Here is an 18482-nt window from a genome sequence, read left to right as displayed (position 1 = left end):
AATGCTTCCAGTTTGACAACTAATACGCCTTGCGGAATGTGAGATTGTATCTGACATGACCGGTTTTGGGATGATCGCCGTCTTTCAACGTCAGGACACCGTGGTAGAACAGGCGTGAGGCGCCGCCCCAGACAACGACATCGCCATGCTGCAGCAGGTATTTTTTGACCTCATCTGTTCGTTTTAGACCTCCGAACTGGAATGTCGCCGGCAGACCGAGCGATATGGAGACGATTGGGTTTTGAAAATCCTTTTCGTCCCGATCCTGATGAAGCGACATGCGTGCACCGGGCTCGTAACGGTTTATCAGGCAAGCATCAGGTGAAAAACCATTGTATCCCGCCTCTGCCGCGGCCTGTTCGGCAAGTTTGTGAAAAACGTCAGGCATGGCAGGCCAAGGCTGTCCCGTCTCCGGATCATTCTCCTGATATCGATAACCTCGACGATCCGTAATCCAACCTGCCCTACCGCAGTTGGTCATGGCAACCGACATGGAAAAGCCGCCAGGCGTCACCATTTTGCGAAACGGCGCGCGGTCGGAAATCTGGCACACCCCATCCAGTAACTTGTCCTCCACGTCAAGCGCCCGTTGACGTAGCAATACGGCCCCTTCTGCCAAGTCCTCCCGAGACGGTTCTGGTGATTTCATCTCCGCAAATAAATCATCCATCATCAGAACCTCCTGTGCTTGTTTTGCCTTGAAAGAGATACGCCATATCGTCGCACGTAACAGGGGTTATTCGCACCCATTCCATTCCCGAATCCTATTTTTTTGTCCCTTTATCAACCTGCCTGTCGATCAAGCAAATTAACACCAGAGAAATTTAGAATCGTTCTGAAATAGGTTTTTTGACATCGTAAACCTAAGCAATTAAAGATGACGAAAGATATCATATTAATATCCAACCACACTCAAATGTGGCTTTCTTCATTACGGGACGACAAAAGAAATGTCAGTGAACTTCAAGCCCCTTCACCCTGCCCGCCTGTTTGCTGTCGCAGCTTTCGGGTTCGGCGCCCTCACAGCAAACGCTCAAGACATCAGCATCAAGCATGGTCAGGGAGAGACTGTACTCAAGGGCGTTCCGCAGAAGGTTTTGGTTCTCGACATCCCTTCACTGGACACCATGGATGCTTTGGGCGTTGAGCCCGCGGGTGTCCTAGCCTCCAACCTACCAGCATATCTTTCCAAATATTCAGATGCCAAATATTTGAAGGTTGGAACGCTTTTTGAGCCGGATTATGAAGCAATCAATGCGGCAGAAGCAGATCTTGCCATCGTTGGTGGCCGCTCTCGCGCCAAATATCCAGAAGTCTCTGCAATTGTCCCAGCGCTGGATATGTCTGTCGATGCAAAAAACTACATTGCGAGCACCAAGGCCAATATCCTGACCCTAGGTAAAGTGTTTGGTAAGGATGCTGAAGCTGCAAAACTTGATGCGACAATCGACGAAAAAATTGTTGCCCTCAAGGCTGTGGCTGCCGACGCCGGCACAGCAATGATCCTTGTCACGAATGCGGGCAAAGTTGGCGCTTATGGCCCTAACTCACGGGTTGGCTGGCTGCACAAAGAAGTTGGCTTCAAGACGGTTGCAGAAGACATTGACGACCGTTTCCACGGTGGAGACATCGTATCGTTCGAGTATCTCCTTGAAGCAAATCCTGATTGGCTGTTCGTCGTAGACCGCGACGCTGGTGTGGGCAACAGTGGCGGTGATGCATCCCAAAAGGTTCTCGACAACGAACTGGTTCACCAAACCACAGCGTGGAAAAAAGGCCAGATCGTCTATCTGGACCCACAGGCCGCCTACATTGTCAGCAGCGGCTATACAGCCCTTACAACGCTGATCGATCAGGTTTACAAAGCAGTGTCCGAAAAGAAATAATTCCAAGCTCTTCATTTCCGCTCCCGATGACCAATGCCATCGGGAGCGATCGCGCATTAGGACACTACGTTGAAATATCTGGCTCTAGTCCTGCTCGCAGCCCTAATGTTGGCCGTCACCAGCCTTTTCATCGGGGTCAGCAATGTGTCACTTTCGACATTGATGTCGTCGGATACGGAAGCGCGCGCCGTCCAAGTACTGGTCGTCAGCCGCATCCCCCGGACGCTCGCCCTTATACTTGCCGGCAGCTCCATGGCAATTGCCGGACTCATAATGCAAATGCTGGTTCGCAATCGCTTCGTTGAGCCATCGACAGCGGGCACAATCGAATCCGCCAGCCTCGGCCTTCTGACTGTTACTCTTCTTGCACCGCAAACTCCCATTTTTGGTAAGATGCTGGTGGCGGCGGCATTTGCACTGGCAGGAACCGCGCTCTTCTTGCGGATACTGCGTGAAATTCCCCTGCGTGATATGCTGCTCGTTCCGCTCATCGGCATTATGCTCGGGGGCATCATCAGTGCGATAACGGCATTTTTTGCTTACCGTTACGAACTCACGCAGTCCCTTTTGGCATGGACAACAGGAGACTTCTCCGGCGTTTTGCGTGGACGCTATGAATTGCTTTGGATTGGCTTTTGTTTTGCCATTGCAGCCTATCTGGCAGCAGACAGATTTACCGTCGCCGGCATGGGCCGTGACTTCACAACCAATCTTGGCCTCAATTACCGCCGCGTGGTGACATTCGGTCTGGTCATTGTGTCCCTGGTTTCAGCCGTCGTCGTGGTCACAGTCGGCATGATCCCTTTTCTCGGGCTTATCGTGCCGAACATCGTCAGCCTGATGATTGGAGATAACATGCGCCGTTCCGTGCCATGGGTTGCGACCCTTGGCGCAATCTTTGTGCTGTCTTGCGATATTGTCGGCAGGACAATCCGTGCACCGTACGAAATCCCGATTGGAACCGTCGTCGGGGTCGTTGGTAGCGCTTTATTTCTCTATCTTTTGCTTCGGAAGCGTGACCATGCCCACTGATCTGCAGCAGAAACGCCCCGTCATTATCCTGGTGGTCCTCTCCGCTCTGGCAATCGTTGCCATCATTGCCTTCATGACACTTGGTGCAAAGGGAAGCTGGGCATTCGTTCTCAAATTCCGCGGCATAAAATTGGCGGCACTTTTGCTGGTTGCCTATGCGATTGCGGTCTCAACCGTCATGTTCCAAACGGTGACCAACAATCGCATTCTGACGCCAGCAGTCATGGGGTTCGATTCCCTATTTGTGCTGGTGCACACATTCATGGTCTTCGCCTTCGGATCTTCCGAAGTGCTTTTGATCGATCCTCGTTTGCGATTTATCGGTGAAACCCTACTGCTGGTCTTTTTTGCCGGCATTCTTTTCCGCTGGTTGTTTTCCGGCGGCGAACGCAGCCTGCACCTGTTGGTGCTGGTCGGAATAATCTTCGGTGTGCTGTTTCGCAGCCTCTCCAGTTTCATGCAACGTGTGCTGGATCCGAATGAATTCATGGTGTTGCAGGACACACTGTTCGCCAGCTTCAACACAATTGATACAACGTTGTTGGCTATTTCTGCTGCTATTGTTGCATTGGCCAGCCTCGCTGGCCTGAGACTGTTTCACACCTTTGACGTCCTGTCGCTAGGAAGGCCTGCAGCGATAAGTCTGGGCGTCGCGCATAAACGTGTCGTCACCGCTCTTCTTGTGCTCATTTCCATTATGGTTGCAGTGTCCACCGCCCTTGTCGGACCAGTGATGTTTTTTGGGCTGCTCATTGCAGCCCTTGCACATTACTTGACCGGCTCGGGCAAACATTGCCATGTCCTGCCAGCCGCAATCTTGATCGGCGTCATCTGCCTTGTCGGCGGACAGGTGATCCTGGAACGGGTCTTCGCGTTCGACACGGCACTTTCAATCGTCATCGAGTTTCTCGGTGGCATCGTCTTTATTGTTCTCATTCTCAAACGGGGTGCTCGATGATCGTCACCAACGGCATCAGCAAGGCATACGGCAACTCATTGGTTGTCGATGATGTTTCCATCACAATTCCTGTCGGAGGTTTGACCTCGATTATCGGTCCCAACGGGGCGGGAAAATCAACACTACTGTCCATTATCGCGCGCCTGATGGCTATGGATAAGGGAACGGTTACCGTTGACGGCATGGACGTGACGAAAACGCAAAGCGACCAACTTGCCCGTCGTCTTTCCATATTACGACAGGACAATCATATTTCATCACGCCTTACCGTGCGCGATCTGGTAACATTCGGCAGATATCCCTATTCCAAGGGACGCCCGACTGTCGAAGACAAGGTGCATGTCGATCAGGCAATGCAATATCTCAACCTTGAACCTCTTGCAGACCGCTTTCTCGATGAGCTATCTGGCGGGCAACGTCAACGCGCATTTGTCGCAATGGTTCTGTGCCAGGACACCGATTATGTGCTGCTGGACGAGCCCTTGAACAACCTTGATATGAAACATGCCAGCGCTATGATGAAAATATTGCGCAAGGCCGCCGACGACTTGAAAAAGACCGTGGTGCTGGTGCTGCACGATATCAACTTCGCCTCTTGGTATTCCGACAATATCATTGCGATGCGCGACGGAAAGGTGTGGGGCACTGGAACGGTCAATGACATTATCGACACCGATGCGCTAAGAGAGATTTACGATATGCAAATCGCCATTCATGAGATCGACGGGCGACGCATCGGATTGTTTTATGAATGATCGTCCGCCGCGATAGATCATGTATTTTTTGATAATTTCATGGTTTTCAAACCGCGCCTTCAGACAGGACGGAACCTAGTCGGGTCCATAAAAGTTTTGAACGAGGCCAGTTCTGACTGCCAGTAAAGAGAGAAGGAAGACAGACTTGAAAACCCATAAGACCAAAAATGATTTGCCATCGAATGCCAAGACAACAGTAAGCGCATTGTTGAATGAGGCACTTGCTTCGATCATTGATCTGGCACTGGCAACCAAACAAGCACACTGGAATCTTAAGGGCCCACAGTTCATAGCCGTTCACGAGATGCTGGATGGTTTCCGCAACCAGCTTGATGACCACGGCGACACAATTGCTGAAAGAGTTGTGCAATTGGGCGGTACAGCACTTGGCAGCCTGCAGGCTGTTTCTGCTGCGACAAAACTTGCAGCCTACCCTACGGACATTTACCCCGTGCACGACCATCTTCAAGCGCTGATCGAACGTTATGGCGATGTTGCCAACATGGTTCGAAAAGCCATTGATGAAGCTGATGAAGCCGGTGATGCGAACACCGCCGATATTTTCACGGCAGCGTCGCGCGATCTGGACAAGGCCTTGTGGTTCCTGGAAGCTCATGTTCAGGAAAAGAACTGAAACACGTTCCCATAATCAAAAAAGCCCCGGCAAAACCGGGGCTTTTTTGTCACTCAATCTCGTTTGTAGTCGTCTTCGACACGGATAATATCATCCTCGCCGAGATAGCCACCAGTACGCACCTCGATAATCTCGAGCGGAATGCGGCCTTCATTGGCGATGCGGTGTAGCGCGCCAATTGGGATGTAGATAGATTGGTTTTCGGTTAGAAGTAGGGTTTCCAAACTGATCGTCACACTGGCCGTGCCCTTAACAACGATAAGATGCTCGGAGCGATGCATGTGCTTTTGCAAGGAAGTCCGAGTGCCGGGATCAAGCATCGTTCGACGCACACCAAACCGTTCGCCATCATCCATGCTCTCCACATATCCCCACGGACGGTAGGCGCGGGTGTGAACTTCCGTTTCAACATTCCGGCCTTCGGCCTTCAGCTGCTCAACGAGGCCTTTCACAGCCTGTGTCTTGTTTTTCGGTACAACCAGAACCGCATCCTTGGTTGAGACGACAACAAGATCCTTTGCACCGACAACCGTCGTCATCAGACCGTGTGAATGCACAAGGCATCCTTCGGAATCGACAATGAGACCATTGCCTTCAATTGCGTTGTCACCTTGCTGTTTGTCGGCAACCTCCCAGATTGCGTCCCAACTGCCAATATCGGACCAACGGAAGTGACCACGCACCACCGCCATACGTTTGGTTTTTTCAATCACCGCGTAATCAATTGAGTTTTTAGGAGATGCCTCAAAGCTTTCCTGATCCAGACGGACAAAACCAAGGTCCTGTTTTGAAAGGTCCACGGCCTTTTCAACAGCGTCCAGAATCTCAGGGGAGAATGCACGTAATTCCGCAATCATCACGTCGGAGCGAAATAGGAAGTTACCTGAATTCCACAGATATCCCTTTTGCAAATAACTGACGGCCGTCTCAGCATTCGGCTTCTCGACGAAGGCTTCGACGATGCGCAGATCTTCGTTATCGGAAAACAACTCACCGGGATTGATGTAACCGTAGGCAGTCCTAGGTTCAGTCGGAACCAGACCGAAGACAACAATGTTGCCTTGTTTTGCGGCTTCACATCCCAGTTTCACCGCATCAGAAAACAGCCCCTCGTCCAGCACAACGTGGTCGGCGGCCAACGCCAACACCAAGGAACCTGCTGAGCGCCGCTCCGCCATGACGGCTGCAACTGCCATCGCCGCTGCACTATCGCGTCGTGCAGGCTCCAACACCACTGTGGTCGGCACCTCAACATCTTCTGCCTGACGTTTGGCGAAAAACCGGAAATCCTCGTTGGTGATGACAAGCGGCGACGCATAAAGCTTGGGATTTGAAACACGTTTCAATGTCTGCTGATAGGTGGAGAGATTTCCAACCAATGGCTGAAATTGTTTAGGCAATTGATCACGTGAGACTGGCCATAACCTTGACCCCGAACCTCCTGCGAGAAGCACCGGGGTAATTTTATCCGTCATATCACTCATACCAATCAGCCCATTCTAAAACAATTTTGAACATATACCCTAAATGCATACACGTAATAAATGTTCACCAGGAAAAGTTTCGGGTCAAGACAAACGGTTATCCCCCGAGTAAACTCCACACATGAACTGCATAAAAATTAAGCGATGAACCAACCTTGATATTGATGCATTATGATGACATGAGGCACGAGATCGGAAGGATAGATATGACCTTATCGTCACCGGCGAGCCGGGTGAATACACTTGAAAACAGGGTTTCTGAACTACGTCGATGGCTCGACGTGGATGCCTTGCCCTTGTGGATCAAAACCGGTCTAGCAGCAGACGGCCGTGGCTTCCATGAGCGCATTGGCCAAGACGGAATTCCGATATTCAGTGACGACAGGCGTTCGCGTGTTCAACCACGACAGACTTATTGTTTTGCTGCTGCCGGGCACTCTGGATGGACTGGCCCTTGGCAATCAGCCGTTGAGCAGGGTGTCGCTTGGTTTGATAAAACCTATCGGTTGGACAGCGGTCTTTACGGCAATCTAGCCTCGGCAGATGGCCAATTGATTGATCCAACATTTGACCTGTACAATCAGGCTTTTGCACTTTTTGCTTGTGCAGAGCTTTCTATCGCAATGCCTGAGAAGAAAGCTGAAATGCGCGCCAAGGCGCTGTCCATACTGGACGCTCTGAAAAGAGAGTATAAACATCCTGTCGCTGGTTTCGAGGAAGCCAATCCGCCACGACAGCCCCTCGGTTCCAATCCCCATATGCATCTGTTCGAGACAATGCAGGCCTGGGAAAAGGTCGATCCGACCGGACCTTGGATGGAATTGACTGACGAGATCGCCGCGCTTGCAATGAACCATTTCATTGACGCAGACAGCGGTGTGCTGCGTGAATTTTTCGATCACGATTGGCAGCCAATGCCAGGAGATGCAGGAAAGTTGGTCGAACCGGGACATCAATTCGAATGGGCATGGCTTCTGGTTCGTTATGGCTCTTCACGGCACTCGCCGGAAGCAATTCAAAAGGCAAAACGACTGTTCGAAATTGCCGAAACGCACGGCGTTTGCCCAGATCGCAAGATCGTCATAATGGGCCTGAAGGACGACTTCACCGTGAGGGACAGCCTGGCGCGGTTGTGGCCACAGACCGAATGGCTGAAGGCGTCATTGCAACTGGCGATCAATTCAACCGGCGACGAACGGCAACGATACCTTGCCTCAAGTTCGAAAGCATTGGATGCACTTCAACCCTTTTTGGAGACACCAATCAGGGGCCTTTGGTACGACAAGTGGACCAAGGACGGCGGCATGATTGATGAACCGGCACCCGCCAGCACATTTTATCATATTGTCTGTGCAATCCACGAAGCTTGTGACGTTTTAGAGCGCATCGATAAAAGCTAATAAAACTAGACAATCACAAAACAAAAACCGCCGCAAACCATGTCTGCGGCGGTTTTTTTGTGATACTGCAAGCTGTTACTTAAAGAGGCTTGGTAACCAGAGCGACAGCGCTGGAATATAGGTTACCGCCAGTAGCACCAGAACGCTCGCGCCGAAGAACGGCCAGATGGTTCGCATCGCCTCTCGTATCGATATTCCTCCGACAGCACATCCGACAAACAGCACTGTACCAACGGGTGGCGTGTTGAGACCGATGCCTGCATTGAGGATCATCACGACGCCGAAATGTACGGGATCTATACCAAAGGCTTTCACAACTGGCAGCAGCACTGGTGTGGAGATGATCACCATCGGTGCCATGTCCATGAATGTACCAAGCAACAGCAGAATGATGTTGATGACAAGCAAAACGATGATCGGATTGTCCGAGATCGCACTGATGGCACTGATCATAAGGGTCTGCACCTGAAGGAAAGCCATTAGCCACCCAAATGCAGCGGCTGTACCAATAACCAGCAACACCATGGCAGTGGTGCGCACGGCCCCCATCACCGCCTCAACAAAACCTTCCCAGTTCAACTCACGGTAGACCAACATGGCAACCAAAAAGGCGTAGAGCACCGCAATGCACGAACTTTCCGTTGCGGTAAAAACACCGGAACGAACACCACCAAAGATAATGCCGATCAACAGGATGCCCGGAAACGAAGCAAGCAAGTAATAAAACAGCTTGGAAAAGCCCGGAAACGGCTCAGATGGATAACCCTTTCGACGTGCAACAATATAGGCGGTTACCATCAAAGCAGCGGCAAGCAGGAAACCCGGAATAATCCCTGCTGTAAACAAATCCGCGACCGAGACATTGCCACCAGCGGCGATCGAATAAAGGATCATGTTGTGCGATGGCGGGATCATCAGCGCAATGATCGCCGCATTGACAGTTACGTTGACGGCGTAATCCTTGTCATAACCACGTGCAGCCATCTGAGGGATCATCAGACCACCCACAGCCGATGCGTCAGCAACAGCGGAACCAGAAATACCGCCGAACAACGTTGACGCCACAATGTTGACCTGCCCAAGCCCTCCACGCATGTGACCAACAAGGCCTGCCGCGAACCGTATGAGACGATGTGCAATACCGCCGCGCACCATCAGGTCACCCGCAAAGATGAAAAACGGAATAGCCATCATGGCAAACACGCTCATGCCCGAATTCATTTGCTGGAAGATAACAACCGGCGGAAGCCCCATATAGAGAACGGTGGCAAGGGAAGCGATGCCGAGACAAAATGCGATAGGTGTGCCTATCAACATTAACAGGGTAAAGACCCCGAAAAGAATAGTGTATGCCATTTACGCAGCCTCCTGCACGATCACATCCGCTGCAATTTCCTCGCCGAGAGCAACATCAATGAATCGCTCAGTGCCAAAGAGTGCAATAAGAAAACCACCACCGATCAGCGGGAAAAAGTCCACACCGCCAGGCCATCCCAGAACCGGAATCGTCGCCGTCCATGTGCCCATGCAAAGCTGCACGCCGTAAAAGGTCATCGCCGCCCCAAAGAAGACAATGAGACCGAGACTGATCATATCCATTATTTTCTGGATGCCGGGTCTCATCATGTAGCGAATGATATCCAGCCCAAGATGTACGCTTTCACGCACGCCAACAGCTGCCCCAAGCATGATGAACCAGGCCATAAGATGAATGGACAAAGGTTCGGACCAACTTGGCGAATCATTCAATATGTAGCGGCTGAAAACCTGCCAGCCGATAATCAGCGTCATGATAACCATGCCGACGCCAGCGACATAAAGCGATGCACGATTGAGCGCACCAAGACCGGGGCGTATCGCCCTCATAAAATTTCGCATGTTCCCGTCCTCCACAACTCCAGCCCATGCAGCTGGAGATAAAAAAAGACCGGCTCAATAATGAGCCGGTCCTCCGTGTAACTGTTCACTTGACCGCCTGAACGCGCTCCAGAAGATCTTTCATCTTCGGATCGGTGACGAACTTGTCGTAAACCGGCTTCATAACGGCAGCGAATTCCTCCTTATTGACTTTGATGACATTGACGCCACCGGCACGAACTTTTTCTTCGGAAGCCTTTTCACGAGCACTCCAAAGTTCGCGCATTTTGCCAACAGAATCCTTGGCAGCCTGACGAACAAGCGTCTGATCTTCAGGCGACAGCTTGTCCCAGGACACCTTGGATATAACGAGGATTTCAGGGTTCAGAGAGTGTTCAGTAAGAGTGTAGTTCTTGGCCACTTCGAAGTGACGGGCGGATTCGTACGACGGCCAGTTGTTTTCCGCGCCATCGACAACGCCGGTTTCCAGCGACGAATAAACTTCGCCCATAGGCATCGGTGTCGGGTTGGCACCAAACGCTTGCATCATCGCGATCCAAAGGTCGGATTGCTGAACGCGAATTTTCAGCCCCTTGAGGTCGTCGAGTTTTTCGATTGGCTTTTTGGTGGTGTAGAAAGACCGCGCCCCGGAATCATAAAATGCCAGACCAATCAAACCATGGGGCTCGAAGGCGGCCAGCACCTCATCACCAATCGGACCGTCCACCGTGTTGTGCATATGCTCGGTAGAACGGAACAGGAAAGGTAGACCCAAAACGGTCGTTTCCTTGACCAGGTTATTGAAGGGAGCCGCGTTAACGCGGTTCATGTCGATGACGCCGAAGCGGGTCTGTTCGATGGTGTCTTTTTCGCCGCCAAGTACAGCGTTGTTCATGACCTGTATTTTAATGCGGCCATTGGTCCGCTCAGAAAGCAGCTCACCCATATATTTGACGGCTTCGACCGTCGGGTAGCCATCCGGATGGATATCAGCAGAACGCAAGTTAATCTCCTGCGCCTGCGCAGAAACACTGCCAAGGGCCATGCCCATGGCAACGCAAAGCATGCCAGCTATCTTTTTCATTATTAGTCCTCCTCCGTTAAAACGGCCCGACCTTCCCCAGGTCGCGGATCCGCTGTCGTCCTGCCCGTTCGGGCGGGTATGCAATGCCTTTCATTCTCTGGGCACAATGCGCGAGAGCCTCCACTCCCCCGGCGCATGCGGTTAAACTTATGCCGCTGTAAATGCAGGCAGATTAAAAAGTGCCTCGGGGTTGGAAACCAACGCCAGCCTGCGGGCGGCATCGTCAGCAAACCAGCCAAGGACGGTGTCAGCCAAAGCCGCATCGTCAGGATAATCAGCAGTTGTTTTCGCCAGATTGTGTGGCCAGTTCGTGCCCCAGACGATGCGCTCAGGCGCGTAGGCCGCAATCTCACGTGCCACAGCAGCAACATCCTCATAGTCAGGACCAGCGCTTTTGGCGGATTCGTAGACACCCGCAAATTTGAACCAGCAATTACCCTTATCGATCAGACGCTTCAGAGCATCGATCTGCGGGCTTTGCGGTGTCACGCCACAAAAGAACTTGCCATGATGATCAAGCACCCAGCGGGATTTCAAACGCGACAGGCGTTCTTCGTGATCGCCAATGTTACTGCCATCGAACTGCACGGCAACCATCCAATTGCGCGCCGATGCCCGGGCATCCACATCTTCCAGTGCCTCAAGACCAACCGCACCGCCAGGCAGATCCATGATACGTGCGCCAACAACGCCGGCCTCTGCCAGCGCATCGAGATCACGATCCGCTGTATCTGCTGAAATCACCGCAACGCCGCGCGCCACCTCGCCCATTTCTGTGAGGCAGGCGACCAAATTGCCATTATCACGCTGGTGAGCATTGCCTTGGGTGATGATGACGCGATCGATACCGAGCCATTTCATAAAACTGCGATATTGCTCCGCGTCCGGCAGCGCGCCTGCCGGCAAATCAGGGCCGCCCGGCAAAGCCGGAAAGCCTGGCAGATACATGTGCATCTGCGTGTCCACTGCGCCTTTTGGCAATGTAATTTTCGGAGCGGGGCCAGAGAGGGTCCTGACAACCATTATCAAGCCTCCTTCAGGCGGAATTCCGCCAGCGCGTCACGGTTTATCTCTATGCCAAGGCCGGGCGCATTCGGTATGGAAACCACACCGTTGACATGCTCCAGCGGTGTCTTGACGATAGCCTGACGATAAGGATTGTCCGTGCGATCAAACTCAAGGATAGGCTCAACAGGGTTTGTGCGAACAGGGTCTGGCACCATTGATGCCATGAACTGCAAGGCTGCAGCAATCTGTACCGCAGTTCCCCAGACATGCGGCACCACGCGCACGCCGTGAATGGACGCAAAATCCGCAACGCGGCGGGCCTCTGTAAAACCACCCACACCACAGAGATCAGGCTGAATAATATCGACCGCTCGGGTTTCAAGCGGCTCCTTCATACCCCAGCGACTATGCCATGTCTCACCACCGGCAACCGGAATGGGCTGCTTGGCGCGCACCTCACGGTAGGCAGCCAGTTGCTCCGGCACAACGGGTTCTTCAAACCAGTCGATATTGTATTCAGCCGCCTTGCGACCGAGTTCAATGGCTTCAAGAACCCCATAACCATGGTTGGCATCGATCATCAACCGCATATCCGGGCCGATCGCCTCGCGGACGGCGCGAATGACCTGAAGGTCTTCGGCGACACCAAAACCGATCTTGATCTTGCTGGCGTGAAACCCTTCCGCGCGGTAGCGGGCGGCTTCCTTCGCGTTGTCCTCAACACGATTGACGCCATCACGTTTGAAGCTGCCCGTGGCATATGCACGGACAGATTCACGAAAACGACCACCCAGCAATGTGGAAACGGGAACACCGAAGTGCTTGCCCTTGATATCCCATAGCGCGATATCGATACCGGAAAGCGCGGTCAGTGTAAGACCGCGCTGCCCCTGGTCGCGAAGCGCATTATAGAGCTTCGCCCAGAGCTTTTCCGTTTCCAGCGGGTTTTCGCCAATCAGCCAGCCCGCATAGGTTCCGACGACGGCAGCATTTGCTTTCGCAGGGCCAAGGCATTCGCCCCAGCCAATGGTGCCATCATCACAAACGATCTCTACCAGAACATGCAGGCGACGATCGAAGCGCATTGAAGCACTTTCGAAAGGAACCGAAAGACGATGTTCGAGCAGATGTGTGCGGACTGCTGTTATTTTCATGCGCTGCGCTTCCAGGTACCGATGAGCTTGTCGAGGATTGCTTCTTCTTCCTTGGTCAGATCATCAAGCGGTGGACGAACCTTGCCCGCATCGAAGCCCTGCAGGCGAACACCGGCCTTAACCGCGGAAACCGCATAACCCTTGCGACGGCTGCGCAAAGCCATGAACGGGTAGAAGAAGTCTTTGAGAATAGTTTCACACTTTGTGCGATCACCCGCACGCAGAGCATTGTAGAACTCCATAGCCAGACCGGGCACGAAGTTAAACACGGCAGAAGAGTAGGTTGTGAAACCAGCGCCCAGATAAGCTTCGGCGAACAGTTCGGCGGTCGGCATGCCACCAAGATACGTCAGACGGTCACCCATCGTTGCACTCACCTGACGAACGAGACCAATGTCACCGGTACCGTCCTTGAAACCAACCAGGTTCGGGCACTCGTCACACAGGCGCTTCAACGTGTCAGCCTGAAGAACGGAATTGTCGCGGTTGTAAACCATGACGCCAATACCGATGGACTGGCAGACGCGCTTTACGTGTTGGTAAAGACCTTCCTGTGGGGCATCAATCAGATAGTGTGGCAGAAGGAGAATGCCGTCAGCGCCCGCCTTTTCAACGGAACGCGCCAGATCGATGGCCATTTCCGTGCCGTAACCACAACCAGAAACGATCGCAGTCTTACCAGACGCTTCCTTGGCTGCGCGGACAATGTCGGGAATTTCAGACGGAGCCAGCGAGAAAAATTCGCCCGTACCGCCAGCAGCAAAAAGCACAGGAGCGTCATAACCAGCCAGCCATTCAACGTGACGACGATAGCTTTCAGCCTGGAATTTGCCTTGTGCATCAAAGTGCGTGACGGGGAACGACAATAGGCCCGAGCCAAGCGCGACCTTGATTTCTTGCGGATTCATCACTGATTTCCTTTTCTACGTACTCAGTTAACTTGTCATACGTCTAGGCCAGAAAAGTGTCAATAGTTATCATACATGTTTTCGCTGCTCGCGCAGCAACGCCCTGTATCGGGCTTGGCTACCGCGCAAATGAGCACGCATCGCTTCTCTCGCCGCATCCTCGTCACCATTGGAAATAGCCACAACGATTCGATCATGTTCTTTATCAAGAAGCTTGATATAGGCCGCTTGATCGGCCTCGGACTCGTCACTGCTTAGCGCCGCACGCGGAATGGCATTGCGGCCAATCATCGTCAAGAACTCCGGAAACCTCGAATTGTTGGCAGCCTCAGCGATGGCAATATGCAACGCGAAATCCGCCTCAGAACTGGATGTACCGGCGTCGAGACAGGCACGCACGGCGTGATGACATTCAAAAATTACTTCTTCCTGCGCGGGCGAGCGACGAAGCGCTGCCAAGCCGGCAGCCTCAACCTCAACCGCCGTACGCAATTCCAGCAACTCAATCATTGAAGAAACGCGAGCTGGATCAACAGCATGCAAGGAAAGGAGACTATCGTTAGCAACAGGCGTCGTCAGAACGAATACGCCAGCTCCTCGTCTCGCCTCGACCAGTTTATCAGCGCGCAAGGCAGCGATCGCCTCTCGTACAACGGTGCGGCTTACGCCATGCGCCTCAACGAGCTGCGCCTCACTGGGCAATTTTGTGCCGGGAGGAAACTGCCCTGCGGCGATTGCTTGGCGCAAATTCTCACCCAGCCGTTCCGTCAGCGTGCCCGCACCACCTTCTATTCTGGTCTGTGTGTTCATCCCCGCCTCTTTCCCTATCCCGTTCATTCAAATGCCAATTTCCGGGTTGGCTATCATAGAAATTACGCAGAACCCACACCTTACCAATCACACTGGTTGACCACACCATATCAAGATGTATGATAACTTCAAAGCCATATTACATTAAATCAGCCTGTGAGGGCTGGCGACGGGAGGAAGAATTTTGAAGCGACTTCTGGTAACGGGAGCAGCCGGTGGGCTTGGACGCGCCATGCGCGACAGATTCTCCAAAATGGCAGACGAAGTGCGTCTTTCCGATATCGTCGAGATCCAAGGTGAGCTGGCGGCCAACGAGACCTTCGTGCGTTGCGACCTTGCTGATGCAGCAGCGGTACACACATTGGTGGAAGGATGTGACGGCATCATTCATCTTGGCGGCATTTCAGTGGAGGACAAGTTCTCCAAGATCCTGAATGCCAATCTGCTTGGTCTCTACAATCTCTACGAGGCGGCACGCGCCAACGGTCAGCCACGCATTATCTTTGCAAGCTCCAACCACACCATCGGCTTTTATCGCCAGGACCAGCATATCGACGCGAGCGCACCAATGCGCCCGGATGGGCTTTACGGCGTTTCAAAATGCTTTGGTGAAGCGCTTGCCCGGATGTATTTTGAAAAATTCGGACAGGAAACTGCCCTTGTGCGCATCGGCAGCTGCGTCGAGAAACCGGTCAATTACCGGATGCTGTCGAGCTGGATGTCCTATGATGATTTCGCGTCATTGATCAATTGTGCGTTTCGCGCGCCGCTGCTCGGCTGCCCGATCATATGGGGCGTTTCCAACAATGACAGTCGTTGGTGGGACAATTCTCAAGCGGAGTATCTGGGCTGGCGCCCAAAGGACAATGCAGAAATTTACCGCGCCGAGTTGGAAAAAACCTTGCCTCGTCCCGGCACCGACGAACCGCTATCGCTTTATCAAGGCGGTCAGTTCGTCAAGGACCCGATTTTTACAGAAGACTAAGCGACGGAAAGCCTCCTTTCCCGCTTCTCACAACTCAATTGTCTCGACCCGCAAATCTGCGGGTCTTGAATTTCTGATCACCCGCTCGCCATTCGGAAGGTCATTGCCGTAAAGCTTGTGAGCAATGCCATCAGCGTCCATACCAATATCCGTCCAACGCTGGGTCAACCGTTCAGTCAGGACATCGGCGTTCGGCCCGATAAATATCGTATAATCAAAACGGCCATCGAGCCTGGTCCACGGACTTTCGTTCAACAGCAGGTAATTGCCCTCCACCAGAATGAAACGTGTCTCTGCGGCGATAGCGCGAGCAGAGGCAATGGCAATTTCCCGTGACCGGTCAAACACCGGCACAAGCACTTCCTGATCAGCTTTGCGAACCGCAGCAATAATGTCCAGGAAGCCCCTGACATCAAACGTTTCCGGCGCACCTTTGCGCGGTAGAAGTCCACGCGCCTCCAACAGTCCGTTGTCCAGATGGAAGCCGTCCATCGGCAGGATTTCCGCGCTGACTCCTTTTGCCAAAAGACGCTCACGCAGCGCCTCAGACACGGTTGACTTGCCGGCAGCTGGCGGTCCCGCAATGGCGATAATGAAACGCGGGTGTTCGTCCGCGCGTTTCATGATGTCTGCAACCAGATCTTCCAGTCTCATGCGGCAACTACATCCTTTGGTGCTTCTCTTGCACCGGTCATGAATGCCACGGCATCCGACATTGAATAGTCCTTCGGTTTGATAACACACAACCGCCGTCCAAGCCGGTGGATGTGAATGCGATCTGCAACCTCGAACACATGCGGCATGTTATGTGAAATCAACACGATCGGAAGCCCTCTGGATCGAACTTCCTGAATAAGCTCCAGAACACGCCGGCTTTCCTTTACACCAAGTGCTGCAGTCGGCTCATCAAGAATGATAACTTTTGAGCCGAATGCTGCAGCACGGGCCACGGCAACACCCTGGCGCTGACCGCCTGACAACGTCTCCACCGCCTGATTGATGTTCTGAATGGTCATCAAGCCAAGCTCGGAGAGCTTTTCCCGTGAGAACTTCTCCATGGCCGGGCGGTCCAGTGTGCGCAACAGACTGCCACGCAAACCGGGTTTTCGTATCTCGCGACCAAGGAACATGTTGTCGGCGATAGACAAGGCCGGAGACAGCGCGAGGTTCTGATACACTGTTTCGATACCAGCCTTCCGGGCCTCGATTGGCGAGCGAAACTGGACCGGTTGGCCGTGCAGCCGAATTTCACCTTCATCCGGTGTGATGGCCCCGGAAATCGCCTTGATCAACGAGGACTTTCCCGCGCCGTTGTCGCCAATCACCGCCAGAATTTCACCGGGATAGAGGTCAAAGTCTGCGTTATCTAGAGCGGTGACGCGGCCATACCGTTTAACAATACCGCGGGCTGTGAGAATGGGTTCGTTCGACATCAGCCAGCTACCTTTCTGATCCATTGGTCAATTGCAACGGCGGCGATAATCAGCACACCGATGAGAAGGTAAGTCCATTGCGGGTCCGTGCCGATAAGACGCAGACCAAGTGAGAACACACCCACGATAAGAGCACCGAACAACATGCCAAGAATGGACCCACGCCCACCAAACAGTGACAGGCCACCAATCACCACCGCCGTGATGGATTCGATATTGGCAAACTGACCGGCTGTAGGGGAAACCGAGCCGATACGTCCAATCAGCGCCCATCCGGCAAGTGCACAGATAACACCAGACAAAGTGTAGACCGAAATGAGCATGCGCTTGACGTTAACACCCGCAAGTTCTGCAGCCTCAGGGTCGTCACCAACAGCATAAACGTGTCGGCCCCAAGCCGTGTGGTTCAGCACATACCAGAGCAGAGCAACCAGCAGGACCATGACGATCACGCCATAGGTGAATACCGCATTGCCCATGCGCACGCTCTGGCCAAAAAACTGTAATATCGGCGCATTCTGGGAAATATCCTGCGCCCTGATCGTTTCGTTGGCGGAATAGAGGAAGTTTGCAGCCAGCACGATCTGCCACATGCCAAGCGTTACGATAAATGGTGGCAAACGCATGCGGGAAACAAGGAAACCATTGATGTAACCGCAAAGGGCACCCACTGCAAAACCACAGACAATCGAGAGTGTGGGCGGCAGGCCGTAGCGGAACGTGAATTGCCCCATGATGACTGAGGACAACACCATGATGGCGCCGACGGAGAGATCGATACCTGCCGTCAGGATGACCAGCGACTGAGCAGCACCGACGATCCCGACGATCGCAACCTGCTGCAAAATCAGGGTTAGCGAAAAGGCCGAGAAAAATTTACCACCCAACAGCAGGCCAAACACTGCCAGCGACATGACCAGCACGATCAACGGCACAGCCGCGGGGCTGGAATGCAGGAAGTGCTGGAATTTCTCGATGGGTGTTTTGTCGTGTGTATCGAACGCGGCAAGCTGCGCAGAACTGCCCGTCAGAACTTTCTCGAATTCATTGTGCGGTTGGGCACGTGTTGTTGATTGGTCGTCCATACCACTCCT

Annotated in this window: 19 protein-coding genes; 7 read left to right on the top strand and 12 right to left on the bottom strand. The window is 53.0% G+C overall.

Annotated elements, in window-relative coordinates; genetic code table 11:
• Positions 1-19: 19 nt before the first annotated feature.
• Positions 20-670, bottom strand: a complete 651-nt coding sequence (gene alkB / locus HGO37_RS22100) for a DNA oxidative demethylase AlkB (RefSeq protein WP_250985352.1) — start codon at positions 668-670, stop codon at positions 20-22.
• A 280-nt stretch (positions 671-950) separates the two neighbouring features.
• Between alkB and HGO37_RS22095 the strand changes: the two genes are divergently transcribed.
• From HGO37_RS22095 to dps, 5 genes are all read left to right on the top strand, one after another.
• Entirely contained in the window at positions 951-1886 is a 936-nt protein-coding gene (locus HGO37_RS22095) for a siderophore ABC transporter substrate-binding protein (RefSeq protein ID WP_250985241.1), read from the top strand.
• 105 nt (positions 1887-1991) lie between these two features.
• A complete protein-coding gene (locus HGO37_RS22090; protein WP_250985351.1) occupies positions 1992-2918 on the top strand; it encodes an ABC transporter permease in 927 nt (308 codons plus the stop codon).
• A complete protein-coding gene (locus HGO37_RS22085) occupies positions 2908-3876 on the top strand; it encodes an iron chelate uptake ABC transporter family permease subunit (protein WP_250985240.1) in 969 nt (322 codons plus the stop codon). The genes HGO37_RS22090 and HGO37_RS22085 overlap by 11 nt, the downstream gene beginning before the upstream one ends.
• The gene (locus HGO37_RS22080; protein ID WP_250985239.1) at positions 3873-4631 is read left to right on the top strand and encodes an iron ABC transporter ATP-binding protein; all 759 of its coding nucleotides are present in this window, start codon (positions 3873-3875) and stop codon (positions 4629-4631) included. The genes HGO37_RS22085 and HGO37_RS22080 overlap by 4 nt, the downstream gene beginning before the upstream one ends.
• A 112-nt stretch (positions 4632-4743) precedes the next feature.
• Complete coding sequence (gene dps, locus HGO37_RS22075; protein ID WP_285201079.1) at positions 4744-5265, top strand: DNA starvation/stationary phase protection protein Dps; 522 nt, start codon at positions 4744-4746, stop codon at positions 5263-5265.
• Positions 5266-5318: 53 nt separating this feature from the next.
• Here the strand turns inward: dps and HGO37_RS22070 are convergent, their stop codons facing one another.
• Positions 5319-6749 carry a mannose-1-phosphate guanylyltransferase/mannose-6-phosphate isomerase gene (locus tag HGO37_RS22070; protein ID WP_250985237.1) on the bottom strand — a complete coding sequence of 477 codons (1431 nt, stop codon included), beginning with the start codon at positions 6747-6749 and terminating at the stop codon, positions 5319-5321.
• A gap of 206 nt (positions 6750-6955) precedes the next feature.
• On the opposite strand from HGO37_RS22070, the gene HGO37_RS22065 reads away from it, so the two are divergent.
• Entirely contained in the window at positions 6956-8149 is a 1194-nt protein-coding gene (locus tag HGO37_RS22065; RefSeq protein ID WP_250985236.1) for an AGE family epimerase/isomerase, read from the top strand.
• Positions 8150-8224: 75 nt separating this feature from the next.
• Here HGO37_RS22065 and HGO37_RS22060 read toward each other — a convergent pair whose 3' ends face one another.
• The 7 genes from HGO37_RS22060 to HGO37_RS22030 form a co-directional block, all read right to left on the bottom strand.
• The gene (locus HGO37_RS22060; RefSeq protein WP_192489217.1) at positions 8225-9505 is read right to left on the bottom strand and encodes a TRAP transporter large permease; all 1281 of its coding nucleotides are present in this window, start codon (positions 9503-9505) and stop codon (positions 8225-8227) included.
• Positions 9506-10027 carry a TRAP transporter small permease gene (locus HGO37_RS22055; protein ID WP_192489218.1) on the bottom strand — a complete coding sequence of 174 codons (522 nt, stop codon included), beginning with the start codon at positions 10025-10027 and terminating at the stop codon, positions 9506-9508.
• An 85-nt stretch (positions 10028-10112) separates the two neighbouring features.
• Complete coding sequence (locus tag HGO37_RS22050; protein ID WP_192489219.1) at positions 10113-11090, bottom strand: TRAP transporter substrate-binding protein; 978 nt, start codon at positions 11088-11090, stop codon at positions 10113-10115.
• A 147-nt stretch (positions 11091-11237) separates the two neighbouring features.
• Entirely contained in the window at positions 11238-12113 is an 876-nt protein-coding gene (locus HGO37_RS22045; RefSeq protein WP_285201023.1) for an amidohydrolase family protein, read from the bottom strand.
• A 2-nt stretch (positions 12114-12115) separates the two neighbouring features.
• Positions 12116-13252, bottom strand: a complete 1137-nt coding sequence (locus tag HGO37_RS22040) for a mandelate racemase/muconate lactonizing enzyme family protein (protein WP_250985234.1) — start codon at positions 13250-13252, stop codon at positions 12116-12118.
• Entirely contained in the window at positions 13249-14160 is a 912-nt protein-coding gene (gene kdgD, locus HGO37_RS22035; RefSeq protein WP_192489222.1) for a 5-dehydro-4-deoxyglucarate dehydratase, read from the bottom strand. The genes HGO37_RS22040 and kdgD overlap by 4 nt, the downstream gene beginning before the upstream one ends.
• A gap of 69 nt (positions 14161-14229) precedes the next feature.
• Positions 14230-14970: a FadR/GntR family transcriptional regulator gene (locus HGO37_RS22030; RefSeq protein WP_192489223.1), complete on the bottom strand. Its 741-nt coding sequence runs from the start codon at positions 14968-14970 to the stop codon at positions 14230-14232.
• Between the two features lie 184 nt (positions 14971-15154).
• Here HGO37_RS22030 and HGO37_RS22025 point away from each other — a divergent pair, with 184 nt between their 5' ends.
• Positions 15155-15955 (top strand): NAD-dependent epimerase/dehydratase family protein, encoded by an 801-nt coding sequence (locus HGO37_RS22025; RefSeq protein ID WP_250985233.1) that lies wholly within the window; start codon positions 15155-15157, stop codon positions 15953-15955.
• A gap of 27 nt (positions 15956-15982) precedes the next feature.
• Here HGO37_RS22025 and HGO37_RS22020 read toward each other — a convergent pair whose 3' ends face one another.
• The 3 genes from HGO37_RS22020 to HGO37_RS22010 are packed head-to-tail and all read right to left on the bottom strand — an operon-like array spanning position 15983 to position 18473.
• Entirely contained in the window at positions 15983-16609 is a 627-nt protein-coding gene (locus HGO37_RS22020; RefSeq protein WP_250985232.1) for a nucleoside triphosphate hydrolase, read from the bottom strand.
• Positions 16606-17388, bottom strand: a complete 783-nt coding sequence (locus HGO37_RS22015; RefSeq protein ID WP_250985231.1) for an ATP-binding cassette domain-containing protein — start codon at positions 17386-17388, stop codon at positions 16606-16608. Before HGO37_RS22015 ends, HGO37_RS22020 begins: the two co-directional genes overlap by 4 nt.
• Positions 17388-18473, bottom strand: a complete 1086-nt coding sequence (locus HGO37_RS22010) for an ABC transporter permease (protein ID WP_250985230.1) — start codon at positions 18471-18473, stop codon at positions 17388-17390. The genes HGO37_RS22015 and HGO37_RS22010 overlap by 1 nt, the downstream gene beginning before the upstream one ends.
• Positions 18474-18482 lie beyond the last annotated feature (9 nt).

It is taken from the genome of Rhizobium sp. CG4 (assembly GCF_023701965.1).
Taxonomy (GTDB): domain Bacteria; phylum Pseudomonadota; class Alphaproteobacteria; order Rhizobiales; family Rhizobiaceae; genus Agrobacterium.
This window is presented reverse-complemented; position numbering and strand designations above follow the sequence as displayed.